We start from the raw sequence: 13,933 nt of genomic DNA on the forward strand, positions 1-13,933 counted from the left end.
GGTTGGTGGAGATCTTGTAGCGGACGTTGTCGCCGCCGCCGAAGTATTCGTAGGTCATCATCCAGCGGCCGTCGGTGGTGGGCACGACGTTGGGCATGCTGCCGGGTCCTGGACCATGGGGCCAGGACCCGGCGGGCGTCTTCATCGGAGAGCTGTGGTGGTCACGAGCACCCGCACGTCCCAGGGGCCGAGATCCAGCGCCGTTCCCGCGGGAAGGGGCGTGCCGTCGAGGACGTCGGCCAGATCGGCGGGAACCTCTGCACGGGCCGGTTCCCAGCTCCAGTTGTGCACCACGTGCACGCGGCGCCCGTCCGGGGAGGTGCCGGTGGTCGCGGTGACGGACGCGGGCAGGTCGCGCCAGCCGGAGACCGGGGCGGGCGCGAGCCAGCCGGCCAGCGCGCGGGCGAGGACGCGGCCGGGCACGGTGCCGACGCAGGTGACGCGGCCCGCGCCGTGGCGGCGGGTGGTGACCGCCGGCCAGCGGCCGAAGTGCGGGTGGTCGTAGGTGGCCAGCACGTCGGCGTCGACGACGGTGAGACCGTCGATCCAGTGCGTCGCGGTCGCGCCGTCCGGCAGTTCGAGCCGGCCGCCGGGCGTGCCCGCGAGCCCGCCGCCGAGCCCGCCGTCGAGTCCGCCGTCGAGTCCGCCGCCGGGCGCGGCGCGTACCGGCAGGTCGTGGGTGAGGTTGCTGAACTCGTCGTAACGCACGCCCGCCGCGCCGGTCAGCCGCGCGGGCGCCGGCTCGTGCCGGGCGCGGGCCTCGTGGTCGGCGTAGCCGGTGCGCGGGCCGAGGACCAGGTGGCCGCCCGCGTGCGCGTAGGCGGCGAGCCAGTCGACGGTCGCGTCGTCGGCGACGTAGAGCGCCGCGGCGACGAGCACGGGATGGCGGCGTGCGGCCTCCTCGGCCGTCATCCGGTGCAGCTGCCCGTCGTGCACGATGCGCACCTGGCGGCCGGCGTCGAAGGCGCCCCGGTAGAAGGGGTCGAAGATGCGGTGGTAGGAGGCGGGGTCGGGATCGCCGCCGGCGGTCGCCAGCGGCGGGTGCCCCTGCATGAGCCACTTGCTCGGCGTCGAGTAGACCAGGGTGAGATCGGCCTCCGGCGCCAGCCCGGCCACCAGCGCGCCCGCGGTCTCGAACTCGGCGCCCAGCCGGGCCAGCTCCGCGTACGTCCGGCCGGGCAGCCCGCTGTGCGGCAGCACGCCGCCCCAGTACGTCTCGGCCCCGAAACGCAGGGTCTGCCACTGCCAGTACTCGATCATGCGGGCGCCGCGCGCCACGTGGGCCCAGGCCGCCTGCCGCCACTGGCCGTCGTAGGCGGGGCGGTTGTCCCAGGCGAAGCCGATGGAGCCCGCGTTGGTCTCGGTGACCAGGAACGGCGCCTGCCGGGAGGCGAACATCCAGTCCGCGGTCCGGTACATCGCCCACACGCCGGTGGTCTTCCACCGCTGCTCGTGCTCGCCGGGCGTGCGGTCGGGGAGCGCCAGGCCGTCCTGCATGTCGTAGTACGGGTTGCCCGCCGCCACGTCGAGCCGTTCGGCGAGCCGGTCGTCCTGCACGCCCTGCCGGGTGTAGGAGATGCAGGTGGTGACGAACTGCCCGGGGCGGGCGTACTCGCGCACGATGCCGGCCTGCCAGCCGATGAACTCGGTGACCTGCTCCGCCTGGAACCGCCGCCATGCCAGGTCGTACTGCGGCTGGGCGTTGCCGTCGGGCGTCCACAGGTCGGCCCAGGTGGACAGGCGGTGCGACCAGTAGACCAGGCCCCACTCGCGGTTCAGGGTCTCCACGTCGCCGTACCGCTCGCGCAGATGGTCGACGAAGCGCTGGAAGACGCCCCGGTTGTGCAGCAGGTGCAGGCCGGGCTCGTTGTCCACCTGGAAGCCGATGACCGCGGGGTGGCCGGCGTACCGGGCGGTGATGGCGCGGATGACGCGCTCGGCGTGGAAGCGGAAGGCCGGATGGGTGAAGTCGGCCTCCTGGCGGGCGCCCCAGCCGATGCGCCGCCCGGTGGCGGTCTCACCGGTGATCTCCGGGTACAGCCGGGCCAGCCACGGCGGCACCGCGTAGGTCGGGGTGCCCAGGATGACGGAGATGCCGCGTTCATGGGCGCCGTCGAGCACCGGCTGCAGCCAGTCGAGGTCGAAGCGGCCGTTGTCCGGCTCCCAGGTGGACCAGACCGACTCGCCGACCCGGATGACGGTGAAGCGCGCGCCGGCCATCAGGTCGAGGTCGGTCTTGAGCCGCTCGTCCGGCCGGCGCGCGGGGTCGTACGCGGGCTCGTACTCGTGGTAGTAAGCGGCGCCGAACAGGACACGGGCGGGAAGATCCGCCATATGAGAAACCTCCGGAGGGGTTGGGTGAATGACCTACTGCTTGACGCCGCCGCTGGTCAGACCGCTCTGCCAGTAGCGCTGCAGGAGGAGGAAGGCCACCATGAGGGGCACGACGGACAGCAGGGAGCCGGTCACGACGAGCGCGAGCAGGTCGCTGTCGGCGCCGGCGCCGCCGCCGACGGCCTGCGACGCCCAGGAGGCGAGGCCGACCGTGCTGGGATACAGGTCCGGGTCGTTGAGCATGATGAGCGGCAGGAAATAGTTGTTCCAGGTGGCGACCAGCGTGAAGAGCACGACGGTGACCAGGCCCGGCGCGAGCAGCCGCAACACGATCCTGAAGAAGATCGCCGCCTCGCCCGCCCCGTCGATGCGGGCGGCCTCCAGGATGGCGTCGGGCACGGCGTCGAGGCGACCACGAGCCAGAACAGCGGCAGCAGGAAGTAGGCCAGCGCGGCCAGCATGGCGATGGTCAGCGGGGTGCTGTGCCGCCGGGCCGGCGGCCGGAGCCGGCGCCGCCCTGCCGGGGCTCGGGAGACGGCCTGGGCCGGGGTGGTCACGGGGTCCTCCTGAGGCGGGCGGCCCGGGCCGGGGCGGTCACGGCGTCCTCCTGCGGTTGGCGGTGAGCAGGACGGCGTAGGAGACGATCACGATGACCAGCCCCAGCAGGAACGAGACCGCGGCGGCGTAGTTGATCTGCTGGCTGGTGAAGGCCAGGGAGTAGGAGTAGAGGTTGGCGGTGTAGGCGCTGTCGATGACGTCGGGGGCCAGGCGTTGCAGCAGGTTCGGCTCGTTGAACAGCTGGAAGCTGCCGATCACGGAGAAGACCAGGGCCAGGGGTGGGAGAACGCTGCGCCGCGGTGGCCGGACGGGCACGCCGGCCGGCGGCCGTCGGGGTGATCGGGGCGGGTCAGCCCGAGGTGGTGCGCGCGGGGCCTGGGGTCGTCCAGGGCGGAGGCGCGGTCGAGCTGCGGACGACGAGCTCGACCGGTTGGCCGGCCGCCGCGGGCAGGTCGGCGTCGGGCTGCTCGATGGTCTGCACGAGGAGCTTGATCCCCTCCCGCGCCACGGCGTCGAACGGCTGGCGCACCGTGGTCAGGGGAGGGGTGACGTACGCGGCGACGGGGATGTCGTCGAATCCGACCACGCTGACGTCCTCGGGGACGCGCCGGCCGGCCTCCACCAGCGCGCGGATCACGCCGATGGCCATGTCGTCGTTGGCGGCGAACACGGCGGTCACCGCGTCACCCCCCGGCTCACGGCCCCCCGGCTCACGGCCCCCCGGCTCACGGCCCCCCGGCTCACGGCCCGCCAGCTCACGGCCCGCCGCGTAGCCGGAGGCGGCCGACCAGTCGCCGCGCAGGACGGACGGTTCGCGCAGCCCGCGGGCCCGTAACGCCGCCTGCCAGCCCTCCAGGCGCTCCCGCGCGGCGAACCAGCGTTGCGGCCCGGCGACGTGGTGGACGGTCGCGTGCCCCAGATCCAGCAGGTGCTCGGTGGCCACGCGTGCCAGCAGTTCGGTGCTGACCCCGGTGGTGACCACCCGCGGGGCGGCGAAGGAGGAGGGCGCGCCGAGGACGAGCACGGGCACGTCCACCCGGACGGGCCCGGTCTGCTCGTCGATCGGCTCGGAGATGACGATGCCGTCCACGCCCTGCTCCAGCAGCGACTCCACCGCACCGGCGACGCCCCGGGCATCGCCCTCCAGGGTGTTGACCACCCGGAGCGCGTAGCCGGCGTCCCGGACGGCGCGCTCGACCCCGATCAGCAGCGAGGCCGGCCCGAACAGCGCGGTGCCGAGCGACACCACGCCGATGGACCGGGTCCGGCCGGAGGCCAGCGCGCGGGCCGCGTTGTTCAGCCGGTAGCCGAGCTGGTCGGCCGCGGCGAGCACGCGCCGGCGCGCCTCGGCGGAGACGTAGGGCTCGTTGTTGAGCACCCGCGACACCGTCTTCTGTGACACCCCGGCGAGGCGGGCCACGTCGACACTGCGGGGCAGCCGGGCGTCGCCGGGCCCTTTCACCAGTCGTGTCATGGTCTCCCCCGTGGCCGTTCGCGCCGAGTCTATCGAGAAAAGATCTCTGTCTGCGCAGTCATAACAGCCCGTCCTGTCATGCCGCCGGAGCGGCACCGCCATGGGAAGAGCTGTCATGTCTGCGCAGTCTGTCTGCGCAGTCATGTCTACGCAACGAAGAGGGCGCCGTCAACGGCTCGTAACACATCCGTGACGTGTTCTCGCCGGACGGCGCCCACCGGAAGCCGGCGGTCGGGGTCTGTCTAGGGGAGGTCCAAGGCGGTTCCGTACAGGCGGGACACCCTGATCCTGATGATCGCGCGGCGTTCCCGGGCCTGCTGCTCCAGGAAGGCGGCGGTGTCCGGCTGCTCGCCCGCGAAGGCCAGCAGCTCGTCGGCGGCGTCGGACACCTCGGCCTCGCCCTCGGCCACGGCGAACGACCAGACGTCGGGGCCGTGTACGTGCAGGGCGACGTGCGGATCGTTGCGCACCTGGCGTGCCTTGAGCCGGTCGGCCGTCGTGGAGATCCTGATGACCCGCGCGGCCGGGTCCCACCGGTACAGGACCGTGGACAGCGCGGGGTGACCGGTGCGCCGGACCGTCGCCAGCACGCCGAACTGCTGCCCGTCGAGCAGCTTCAGCAGCTCCTCCTCGCTCAGCGGCCGAGGGGCGGGGCCCGACTGGTTCTCGCTCATGCTCTCTCCATCGAACGGTGCGGCACCGGGGAGCGCGTGCCACGGGATGCGCTTCACTAAGCAAGGACCGTAGCAGATAGTTTTGTTGCAGACAATCTGGGGTGGGTCAGGCTCTCGCCTGCTGGGCGCGTTCGGGCTTCTCGCCGGATGCGCGCCGTACCGCGAAGGGGGCGGCCGCGAGGCCGAGCACGCCGGTCACGGTGGCCAGCCAGAACAGGGTGGTGAAGGCCGCGCCGGTGTAGCCGCCGGCCAGGACGGTGCCGGCCAGGCCGCTGCCCACCACGCCGCCGACCGTGCGGGCGATGTTGTTGAGCCCGTTGGCCACCCCGGTCCTGGCGAGCGGGACCAGGTCGCCGATCAGCTTCGGCAGCGCGGCCATGACCAGGCCCGAGCCCGCGCCCACCACGGTGTAGAAGACCAGGTGCTGCCACATCGAGGCGTGGGCCAGGGCGAGCAGTGCCGAACCCGCCACGGCCACCGCGAACCCGAGGACCGCCGGCCAGCGCGGGCCGAACCGCTCGGCGAGCCTGCCCGCCGCCGTGCCGGTGGGCAGCAGGACGAGGGCGCCCGGCAGCATCAGCAGGCCCGACACGGTGACGGTGGCGCCGAAGCCGATCCCGTTCGCCCCCGGCTCCAGCTGGGCGTAGGCGGGCAGGGCCAGGTAGAAGACGTATGACGTGACGCCGAAGAGGAACGCCAGCGCGTGCGTGGCCAGCATCGGCCGGTCGGCCAGCTCCTTCACGTCGATCAGCGCGTCGTCCCTGCGCCGCTCGACCAGGAGGAGGGCGGCGAACAGGATCGCCGCGGCCGCCCCGAGCGCGACCGCGGTCCAGCCCCGGCCCTGGGTGAGCGCCAGCAGCAGGGCGACCAGCCCGGCGCCGAGCAGGACGGCGCCGGGGATGTCGAGCCGGCCCCGCGCGGTGTGCGTGCCGGCCGGCACGGCCCGGGCCGCCAGCAGCAGGCTGACCAGGGCGAGCAGCGCGCCGAACGCGAACAGCCAGCGCCAGGACAGGTGGTCGGCGAGCAGCCCGCCGACCACCAGCCCGGCCCCGGCGCCCGCGCCGACGATCCCCGAGATCAGCCCGAACGCGAACGCCATCCGCTCGCGCGGCATCGTCTCACGCAGGATGGCCATGGACAGCGGCACCAGCGCGAGCGCCGCGCCCTGCACGACCCTGGCCGCGACCAGCTGCCCGATGTCCTGCGCGGCCGTGGCGCCGGCCATGCCGACGAGGTAGGTGACCAGTACGGCGAGCAGCACCCGGCGCTTGCCGTACAGGTCGCCCATCCGGCCGAGCAGCGGGGTCAGCACGGCGCTGGACAGCAGGAACCCGCTGATGATCCACGACGCCCAGCCGGGCGTGGTGTCGAGCTCGCGCTGCAGCAGGCCGACCGCGGGGACGACCATCGTCTGCATGAGCGCGTAGCTGAAGACGGAGGCGACAAGGGCGAACAACGTCGCGTTGGCACTCTTCACCGGCTCACCTTAGTTCGCTATACGAATAGTACGTGGCGCGAAGCAAACTATTCGTGCAGCGAACTAGTGTCAACCAGGATGCGGACATGGAGGACACCGCGCTGGCCACCGCGCCGCTACGGCTCTCGCATCTGGTAAGCCGGGTCCAGGCCGAGGTCGGCAAGGAGTTCGAGCCGACTCCGCGCGGATCGGGGAACTGATCGGGGAACTGATCGGGGAACTGATCGGGGAGATCGGCCCCGGCGACCGGCAACGCCTGGAATCCGTGGTGACGGGCATCGTCCGCACCCGCGCCCCCGGCGCCATGGCGCGCTGAGACCGCTGTGACCGCCGCGGGGACCTCTCCCCGGGGTCCGCCCGGCGGGGCACCCGCATCGTGGCGGGCCGGGGCCCCGGTCAGAGCGGGGTGGCTAATGTACGCCTATGGTACCTGTCGACAATCTTCTGGCGTTCACGGCGGCCGCCACCGCCATCATCCTCATCCCGGGGCCGAGCGTGCTGTTCGTGATCGGCCGGGCACTGGCCCACGGGCGGCGTGTCGCGTTGCTGTCGGTGCTGGGCAACGGCCTGGCCGCCGTGCTCGTGGCCGCCGCGGTGGCCCTGGGGGTGGGAGCGGTCGTGGAGCGCTCGGTCGTGGCGTTCACGGTGCTGAAGCTCGCCGGTGCCGCCTACCTGGTCTATCTGGGTGTCCGGGCCTTCCGGCAGCGCGGCGAGAAGGCCGAGCTCCAGGTCGTTTCCGGGAGCGCGGACGGATGGCGGGCGTTGCGTGACGGTTTCGTGGTCAGCGTGACCAACCCCAAGACCCTGCTCTTCTTCGGCGCCGTGCTGCCCCAGTTCGTCGACCGCTCTGCCGGGGCCGTCCCGGTGCAGATGATGGTGCTCGGGCTCGTCTTCACGGTGATCGCTCTCGCGTGTGACGCGGGATGGGGCCTGGTGGCGAGCGGGGCCCGGGCCTGGTTCGGCGGCTCGCCGCGCCGGATGGCCACGGTCGGGGGCGCGGGTGGCCTGGCGATGATCGGCCTGGGCATCTCCGTCGCCTTCACCGGTCACAAGGACTGAGCCGGCCGGCGTCGTGATGCGGGCCGGTCCCGCTCCGCTAAGGTCACGGGCGTGGAGGAAGAGATCGTCGCGGTGCTCGGCGCCCCGGCCACCGAGGTGGAGGCGCTGACGCACAACGCCATGAACGGCGTGACGGCGGGCATCTGGCGGGTCCGCACGGAGCGTCGCTCGGCCCTGCTCAAGGTGCTGACCAGGCGGAAGAACGCGCACACGGGATGGGAGAGCAGCACCGATCCGCGGCACTGGAACTACTGGCGCCGGGAGGCCGACGTCTACGCCACCGACCTGCCGGCGGTGTGGGCGGGCGCCGGCGTACGCGCACCCCGCCTGCTGAAGCTGGTCGAGCGCGACGACGGCGACCTCGCGCTCTGGCTCGAGGACGTGGCCGGGCGGCCCGCCACCGCCTGGTCCATCGACCGCCACGGCCTGCTCGGCCACCAGCTCGGCCTGGCCCAGGGCGGCGCGGGGCAGGTGGAGCGTCCCTGGACGAGCCGCTCGTTCCTGCGGGACTACGTGGACTCCAAGCGCGTGCCGTACGAGCTGCTGGAGGACGACTCCGCCTGGCGGCACCCGCTCATCGGCGAGACCTTCCCGCCCGGCCTGCGCGCGGAGCTGCTGCGCCTGCACCGCGACCGCGCGTGGCTGCTGACCCTCCTGGAGTCGCTGCCCCGCGCGTTGTGCCACCTCGACCTGTGGCCCAGCAACGCGCTCGACGTGGACGGCCGGAGCGTGCTGATCGACTGGGCGTTCGCCGGCGACGGCGCGCTGGGCGAGGACGTCGGCAACTACATCCCCGACAGCGTCTTCGACCTGTACGTGCCGGCCGCGCGGCTGCCCGACCTGGACGCGGCCGTCTTCGGCGGGTACGTGCGCGGCCTGCGGGAGGCCGGGTGGCGCGGGGACGAGCGCCTGGTGCGGCTGGCCGTCTGCGCCTCCGCGGTCAAGTACGACTGGCTGGTGCCACGCATGATGCAGCAGATCGACCGGCAACCCCAGGGGTACGGGGGCCGGGCGCCCGTCGAGGCCGCCCGCCTGTTCCGGGAGCGCGGCGCCGCCATGATGTTCCTCGCCCGGTGGGCCGACGAAGCCCGCCGCCTGTCGGACGCCCTCGCCTGACGCCCGCCGGAGGCGCGGGGCGCGCGGCGCTACGATGAAGATCATGACAGTGCAGGCAGGCCGGCCGGGCGTTCAGCCGCTCCCCTCCCACCCGATCCGCATAGCCGCCGCCCAGGCTCAGGCGCAGGCCGGTGACATCGAGGCCAACGCGGCCACCGTGGCCGGCATGGTCCGGGAGGCCGCCCGGGCCGGGGCCCGGCTCGTGGTCTTCCCGGAGAAGTTCCTCAGCGGCTACGAGCCCGATCTCATCCAGGCCGACCCGCGGCGCTGCGCCGTACAGCCGGACGACCCGCGACTGGCCCCCATCGCCGGCGCGTGCCGGGAGACCGGCACGGCCGCCCTCGTCGGCGCCGCGTTCCAGGATCAGGACGATCTGTACGTCTCGGCGCTCGTCATGGGCGCGAACGGGGAGCTCGTCACCCGCTACGACAAGCAGCACCTGTTCAAGTCGGAACGCAAGATCTATCGCGCGGGCGCGGCCGGGTGCACCCTCGAACTCGGCGGCTGGCGCCTGGGGCTGGGCATCTGCTACGACTCCGGCTTCCCCGAGCACGCCCGCGCGGCGGCGCTGGACGGCTGCCACGCCTATGTCGTCGGCGGCCTGTTCAGCGTCGGCAACGGCTACCACGAGTCGCGCACCTGGTTCCCGGCACGCGCCCTGGACAACACCTGCTATGCCGTGCTGGCCAACCACATCGGCACCACCGGGGGCTGGAACGCCTGCGGCTCCAGCGCCGTCTGGGGCCCGGACGGGCGGCCGCTCGCCGAGGCGGGTCCCGATCAGCCCGAGCTGATCACCGCGGACCTCGACCCGCAGGTCCTGCTCGCCGTCCGCGACGCCGAACCGATGCTGCGAGACCTGCGCGACACCACGGCTCGCCCGCGCGCCCGGCACCGGCTCACCTGATCCGCTCCCGGCCGCGCGGGCGCCCCGGACACCTTTCGGCAGGAGCTGTTTCCGCAGGCCGCCGGGCGGGGCCGCCTGTGAGAGCCGGGGCGGCGGGCGGGGCCCCCGTCAGTCCTCGCCCACGACCGCCAGGTCGTCGCCGAGGGCGGCGGCGATCTCCGCGGCCCTGGAGTGGTCGTCCAGCCGGCGGGTCAGGTAGGCGCAGCCGTGGTGGTGCCGGCGCGACCACCAGGCGGCCGAGCCGCCGATCCCGCCCTTGGCGATCTTGCCGTGGTCCCGTACGAAGCCCAGCGTCCAGGTGATCCTGGTCCCGAAGACCTCGTCGAAGTCCGTGACCTGCGGGGCGAGCAGGTCGGCGTGCAGCTCCGGCCCCAGCAGGGCGCGTACGGGACCGTCCGCGGCGGTCAGCTCGGCGAAGAAGCGCGCCATCGCCGTGGCCGTGGTGTGCAGGTTGACCGCGCCGAAGACCGACTGCCGCCACGCCCGGGAGTTGGCCCGCTCGACGTCCAGGGTCCCGTCCGGGATCCGCAGCCACGGCGCGGCGTGCAGCAGGCGCGGCCAGGCGGGGTCGGCGTACTCCAGGTCGGCGACCCGCCCCAGCTCCTCGTCCGGCACCCCGAACCAGGCGTCCAGGCCCAGCGCGGGCCGGACGACCTCGTTGAACAGCTCCCCGAGCGTGGTGCCGGCGGACGCGCGCAGGATGCCGTCCACCAGGTGCCCGTAGGTCAGCGCGTGCTCCCCGAGCGACGTCCCGGGAACGTACTCCGGCGCCGCCTCCGCCAGGCTCTCGCGCAGCCCGGCGTCGTCCAGCAGATCCAGGCCGGCCGCCTCCGCCGGGAACCTCGGCTGTCCCGCCCGGTGCGTCAGGACCTGGCGCAACGTCGTGCGCTCCTTGCCCCTGACGCCGTATCCGGGCCAGTGCCCGGCCACCGGCTCGTCGAGCGCCAGCGCCCCGTCGCGCACCGCCACCAGGGCGCCCAGCGTCACGAACGACTTCGACAACGAGTACGGCTGGACCAGGGTGCCGGCCCGCCAGGGGCGGCGCCGCCCGGCGTCGGCCCATCCTCCGCTCAGCCGGACGACCTCGCGCCCGTCCCGCCAGACCGACACTCCCGCCCCGGTCTCCCTGCCGTCGTGGAGGAGCCTCTGGAAGACCTCGCGCACCTTGTCGTAGCCCTCGGCCACGAACCCTTCGACCTGCGCCCCATCGGACCTCTCGGATGCGTCACCCATGCTGTACGCCTCCCGTGCGTCGACTCTTTCCCGAAATATACCCCCTATGGGTATATCGCGGAAGGGGTGAGTCGGCCGGCGCCGAGGTCCACGGCTCTCCGCGCCGCCGCGCCTAGGAGGCCAGGGCGGCGGCCAGGGTCATGATCGCCTGCCTGGCCCGCTCGTCCCCGTGCTCCTGCCGGACGACGCCCGCCGTCTCCGCGCTCACCGCCGCGAGGAGGGCGTGAGCCAGCGGGTCGGCGTCCGCGCCGGGACGGCATTCGGCCAGCAGGATCGACACGTGACGGTGCCAGAAGCGGTAGGCGCCGATGCGGTAGCGGGCGCCGGGGCTGGCCGTCTCCGACATCCTGACCAGGTCCAGGTGGGCGAAGAGGTAGGTCAGGTAGGCGTCCATGAACGCCGAGAGCCGGGCGGCGGCGGGCGCGCCGGGGCCCAGGGGCGGAGGGCCTGACAGGACGCGCTCCTGGAGCTCGTACTCCCGGGCGTCCAGCAGGGCCACCGCGAGCCCGGACTTGTCCCCGAACCGGCGGAACAGCGTGCCTTTCCCGACCCCCGCCGCCGCGGCTATCGCGTCCATCGAGACTGCTTCCACGCCCTTGTCGGCGAACAGCCGCGCCGCGGCGGCCAGCACCTTCTCCCTGTTGCGGGCGGCGTCCGCGCGCTCCTTGGCGGGGCGGGCGCGCAGCAGTTCGAGCGGCTCGCTTGACGAAGCGGACTGCGGTCCGTTAGTTTTCGAGCTATCCACAAACCGGACTGTAGTCCATTTAACTCAGGAGTGACAATGACCACGATCACCAGGGACGAGCTGCGCGCCGCTCTCGGCAGCGTCGTCGTGCTCGACACGCTCGGCGGCATGTACTACGAGCAGCAGCACCTGCCCGGCGCGCTCCCGCTGGTCGAGAGCGAGGTCGCCGAGCGCGCGGCCGAGCTGCTGCCCGACAAGGACGCCGCCGTCGTCACCTACTGCAGCAACCCGGCCTGCAACAACAGCAAGGCGGTGGCCGCCCGCCTGACCGCCCTCGGCTACACGAACGTGCGCCGGTACGTCGAGGGCATCGAGGACTGGGTGGCGGCCGGCCTGCCGGTCGAGTCCGGCGCGCGCGTCTGACGGGCGGCCCGGCCGGGCCACCGCCCCGGCCGGGCCACCGCGTCCGGCGGGATCAGCGCATGGCGCTCATCGCGCGTTCGAGCCGCTCGCCCGGATACGGCGTGGTCCTGCTGGTGCCGTACAGGTCCCAGTAGAAATCGTTCATGGCCGCCGCGGCGGGCGCGTAGCGGCGGATCATCGCGGCGGCGGCCGGCGGGGCGCCGGCGGGCTCGGCGCCGTCCGCGCACGCGCGGATGTAGTCATTACGTGGCCGGGGTATGCCGTCGGGCGGTGTCCCCACCCCGCACAGATGGATGACGAGCCAGTTGACCAGCCGCATCAGCGCGTAACCGAGATCATGGGTGCGGTTGCGCCGCAGGAACTCGATCTCCTCCCCGGACAGGTCGAACCGGGAGGAGGTCGCCAGCCCGAAGTCGGTGAGGTAGAGGCGCTCGCCGTCGGTGAGGATGTTGCCGAAGTGGCCGTCGAAGTGCGTCAGCCCCTGGCCGTTCATGAAGGCCACGTCGGTGAGCAGGCACGACTCGACCATGGCGGCCGCCCGCGTGGCGGCCTCGGGGCCGGCGGCGAGCCGGGTGGCGAGCCAGTCGTCGAGGGTGGTGGGGATGAACTCCTGGAACAGCACCACGCCGGCCGAGGCGCGGGCGAGGGCGTGGAGGCGATCGCGCACCGCCGGTGAGCCGTCCCAGTAGCGCACGGCCGCCTCGACGTCGGCGCGCGCGCTGACGGGCGGCGGCGCCCCCGGCAGCACCCGCCAGTGGTACAGCAGCGGAAAGGCCGCGCTGCGCCCGGCCAGGACCCAGCCGGTCGTCATGACGCAGGCCGCGACCTCGCGCCAGGCGCCGAGGCCGGGGGAGCCGATGGCGGCGAGCCCGTACTGGCAGAAGGGCGGCAATCCGAACAGGTTGGCCGTGGACCGCACGTTGTCCGCGCGCCGCTCCAGGTCGGTCAGCGGGATGCGCTTGGCGAAGACCGGCACGCCCCCGACGGTCAGCAGCGCCGAGGCGCCGCCGATCCCCGTCCCCAGCGCCGGCGCCCGCTCCAGCGCCTCGCCGAGCCGCCGATCACTGTACGACGCCAGCGCGCCGGCGACCTCGCCGTGCCTGCGGACCCGCGCGTCGTGGGACATGTCCGGTCGCGGGGTCATGACGCCGCGCCCGGACCGGCCAGCCGGGCGAGCGCGGCGGCGCTCGGGCTGCCGGGGTCCGCGGTGTACATCACGAGCCGCAGGTCGGTGCCGGGCAGCAGGAGCGTCTGGCGCTCCAGGTCCAGCTCGCCCAGCTCGGGGTGGCGCAGCCGCTTGCGCAGCGCCGGCCGGGGGCGGACGTCGTGGCTGCGCCAGCCGGCGGCGAAGTCGGGGCTGTGTGCCGCGAGCTCGTTCACCAGCTCGCCGAGCGCGCGGTCGCCCGGATGGCGGGCGCTGGTCGTCCGCAGCGCGGCGGCGGCCTGCCGGTCGAACGCGCCCTCCGCGCCGGCCGGCGCCGAGCAGAGGGTGCCCCGCAGCCGCAGGGACAGCCGCAGCGTGTTGCGCTCCCCGGCGGGCAGCCGCGCGAAGTCGGTGATCAGGGCGGCCGCCGCGTCGTTCCAGGCCACGATGTCCTCCCGCGCGTCCACCACGTACGCGGGGACCGGCCCGAGCCGGTGCGGCAAGCGCCGGACCTCCTCGGGCACCGGCGCGCCTGCGGCCTCCGGGGCGGCCGGGACCTGGCCGGCCAGCCGGGCCAGGTGCTCGCGCTCGGCGCCGGTGAGCCGCAGCGCCGTGGCCAGCGCGGCCAGCACCTCCGGCGACGGGCGCGGCCCGCGGGCCTGCTCCATCCGCTCGTAGTAGCTGGTGGACACCCCGGCCAGCGCCGCCACCTCTTCCCGGCGCAGCCCCGGCGTGCGCCGGGCCCGCCGCCCGGGCGGATGGACGCCGTGCACCTGCTCAGGACGCAGCGCTTCCCGCCGGCGGCGCAGGAAGTCGCCCAGTTCACGCTTGCTCATCGGACCAGCTTGG

General features: G+C 73.7%; 14 protein-coding genes and 1 pseudogene. 5 read left to right on the forward strand and 10 right to left on the reverse strand.

Translation table 11 applies throughout. The features are described 5' to 3' along the window. Positions 1 to 141: 141 nt before the first annotated feature. The 6 genes and pseudogenes from IO39_RS34355 to IO39_RS34380 form a co-directional block, all read right to left on the reverse strand. Complete coding sequence (locus IO39_RS34355) at positions 142 to 2,334, reverse strand: beta-galactosidase (RefSeq protein ID WP_043632275.1); 2,193 nt, start codon at positions 2,332 to 2,334, stop codon at positions 142 to 144. 33 nt (positions 2,335 to 2,367) lie between these two features. Continuing rightward, positions 2,368 to 2,763 (reverse strand): annotated as a pseudogene (locus IO39_RS34360) (carbohydrate ABC transporter permease); the annotation flags it as partial. 165 nt (positions 2,764 to 2,928) lie between these two features. Then, positions 2,929 to 3,150, reverse strand: a complete 222-nt coding sequence (locus tag IO39_RS34365; protein ID WP_211267264.1) for an ABC transporter permease family protein — start codon at positions 3,148 to 3,150, stop codon at positions 2,929 to 2,931. Between the two features lie 91 nt (positions 3,151 to 3,241). After that, positions 3,242 to 4,366: a LacI family DNA-binding transcriptional regulator gene (locus IO39_RS34370; protein ID WP_052423726.1), complete on the reverse strand. Its 1,125-nt coding sequence runs from the start codon at positions 4,364 to 4,366 to the stop codon at positions 3,242 to 3,244. A gap of 242 nt (positions 4,367 to 4,608) precedes the next feature. Further along, a complete protein-coding gene (locus tag IO39_RS34375; protein ID WP_043632281.1) occupies positions 4,609 to 5,040 on the reverse strand; it encodes a pyridoxamine 5'-phosphate oxidase family protein in 432 nt (143 codons plus the stop codon). Between the two features lie 106 nt (positions 5,041 to 5,146). Beyond that, positions 5,147 to 6,517 carry an MFS transporter gene (locus IO39_RS34380; protein ID WP_157549249.1) on the reverse strand — a complete coding sequence of 457 codons (1,371 nt, stop codon included), beginning with the start codon at positions 6,515 to 6,517 and terminating at the stop codon, positions 5,147 to 5,149. A gap of 53 nt (positions 6,518 to 6,570) precedes the next feature. Between IO39_RS34380 and IO39_RS55140 the strand changes: the two genes are divergently transcribed. The 4 genes from IO39_RS55140 (at position 6,571) to IO39_RS34395 (ending at position 9,599) form a co-directional block, all read left to right on the forward strand. Beyond that, a complete protein-coding gene (locus IO39_RS55140; RefSeq protein ID WP_157549251.1) occupies positions 6,571 to 6,717 on the forward strand; it encodes a hypothetical protein in 147 nt (48 codons plus the stop codon). A 223-nt stretch (positions 6,718 to 6,940) separates the two neighbouring features. After that, complete coding sequence (locus tag IO39_RS34385; RefSeq protein WP_043632284.1) at positions 6,941 to 7,576, forward strand: LysE family translocator; 636 nt, start codon at positions 6,941 to 6,943, stop codon at positions 7,574 to 7,576. A gap of 51 nt (positions 7,577 to 7,627) precedes the next feature. Beyond that, positions 7,628 to 8,692 carry an aminoglycoside phosphotransferase/choline kinase family protein gene (locus IO39_RS34390; protein ID WP_043632287.1) on the forward strand — a complete coding sequence of 355 codons (1,065 nt, stop codon included), beginning with the start codon at positions 7,628 to 7,630 and terminating at the stop codon, positions 8,690 to 8,692. 43 nt (positions 8,693 to 8,735) lie between these two features. Then, complete coding sequence (locus IO39_RS34395; protein ID WP_052423740.1) at positions 8,736 to 9,599, forward strand: carbon-nitrogen hydrolase family protein; 864 nt, start codon at positions 8,736 to 8,738, stop codon at positions 9,597 to 9,599. Positions 9,600 to 9,707: 108 nt separating this feature from the next. Here the strand turns inward: IO39_RS34395 and IO39_RS34400 are convergent, their stop codons facing one another. Beyond that, the gene (locus IO39_RS34400) at positions 9,708 to 10,832 is read right to left on the reverse strand and encodes a serine hydrolase domain-containing protein (RefSeq protein ID WP_052423728.1); all 1,125 of its coding nucleotides are present in this window, start codon (positions 10,830 to 10,832) and stop codon (positions 9,708 to 9,710) included. A 112-nt stretch (positions 10,833 to 10,944) separates the two neighbouring features. Further along, positions 10,945 to 11,577, reverse strand: a complete 633-nt coding sequence (locus IO39_RS34405) for a TetR/AcrR family transcriptional regulator (RefSeq protein ID WP_157549253.1) — start codon at positions 11,575 to 11,577, stop codon at positions 10,945 to 10,947. Positions 11,578 to 11,613: 36 nt separating this feature from the next. Here IO39_RS34405 and IO39_RS34410 point away from each other — a divergent pair, with 36 nt between their 5' ends. Further along, positions 11,614 to 11,940 carry a rhodanese-like domain-containing protein gene (locus IO39_RS34410; protein WP_043632291.1) on the forward strand — a complete coding sequence of 109 codons (327 nt, stop codon included), beginning with the start codon at positions 11,614 to 11,616 and terminating at the stop codon, positions 11,938 to 11,940. Positions 11,941 to 11,992: 52 nt separating this feature from the next. On the opposite strand, the gene IO39_RS34415 is transcribed toward IO39_RS34410, so the two are convergent. Then, entirely contained in the window at positions 11,993 to 13,084 is a 1,092-nt protein-coding gene (locus IO39_RS34415; RefSeq protein ID WP_245642466.1) for a BUD32 family EKC/KEOPS complex subunit, read from the reverse strand. Next, positions 13,081 to 13,920 carry a helix-turn-helix transcriptional regulator gene (locus tag IO39_RS34420; protein WP_043632297.1) on the reverse strand — a complete coding sequence of 280 codons (840 nt, stop codon included), beginning with the start codon at positions 13,918 to 13,920 and terminating at the stop codon, positions 13,081 to 13,083. The genes IO39_RS34415 and IO39_RS34420 overlap by 4 nt, the downstream gene beginning before the upstream one ends. Between the last annotated feature and the right edge of the window lie 13 nt (positions 13,921 to 13,933).

The sequence above is a fragment of the Nonomuraea candida genome, from assembly GCF_000725485.1.
Taxonomy (GTDB): Bacteria; Actinomycetota; Actinomycetes; order Streptosporangiales; family Streptosporangiaceae; genus Nonomuraea; species Nonomuraea candida.

Excerpts from the sequence above, each read along its gene's own strand:
- IO39_RS34355 (WP_043632275.1), bottom strand. The coding sequence starts at position 2,334 with ATGGCGGATCTTCCCGCCCGTGTCCTGTTCGGCGCCGCTTACTACCAC.
- IO39_RS34370 (WP_052423726.1), bottom strand. The coding sequence starts at position 4,366 with ATGACACGACTGGTGAAAGGGCCCGGCGACGCCCGGCTGCCCCGCAGT.
- IO39_RS34375 (WP_043632281.1), bottom strand. The coding sequence starts at position 5,040 with ATGAGCGAGAACCAGTCGGGCCCCGCCCCTCGGCCGCTGAGCGAGGAG.
- IO39_RS34385 (WP_043632284.1), top strand. The coding sequence starts at position 6,941 with ATGGTACCTGTCGACAATCTTCTGGCGTTCACGGCGGCCGCCACCGCC.
- IO39_RS34395 (WP_052423740.1), top strand. The coding sequence starts at position 8,736 with ATGACAGTGCAGGCAGGCCGGCCGGGCGTTCAGCCGCTCCCCTCCCAC.
- IO39_RS34400 (WP_052423728.1), bottom strand. The coding sequence starts at position 10,832 with ATGGGTGACGCATCCGAGAGGTCCGATGGGGCGCAGGTCGAAGGGTTC.
- IO39_RS34410 (WP_043632291.1), top strand. The coding sequence starts at position 11,614 with ATGACCACGATCACCAGGGACGAGCTGCGCGCCGCTCTCGGCAGCGTC.
- IO39_RS34415 (WP_245642466.1), bottom strand. The coding sequence starts at position 13,084 with ATGACCCCGCGACCGGACATGTCCCACGACGCGCGGGTCCGCAGGCAC.
- IO39_RS34420 (WP_043632297.1), bottom strand. The coding sequence starts at position 13,920 with ATGAGCAAGCGTGAACTGGGCGACTTCCTGCGCCGCCGGCGGGAAGCG.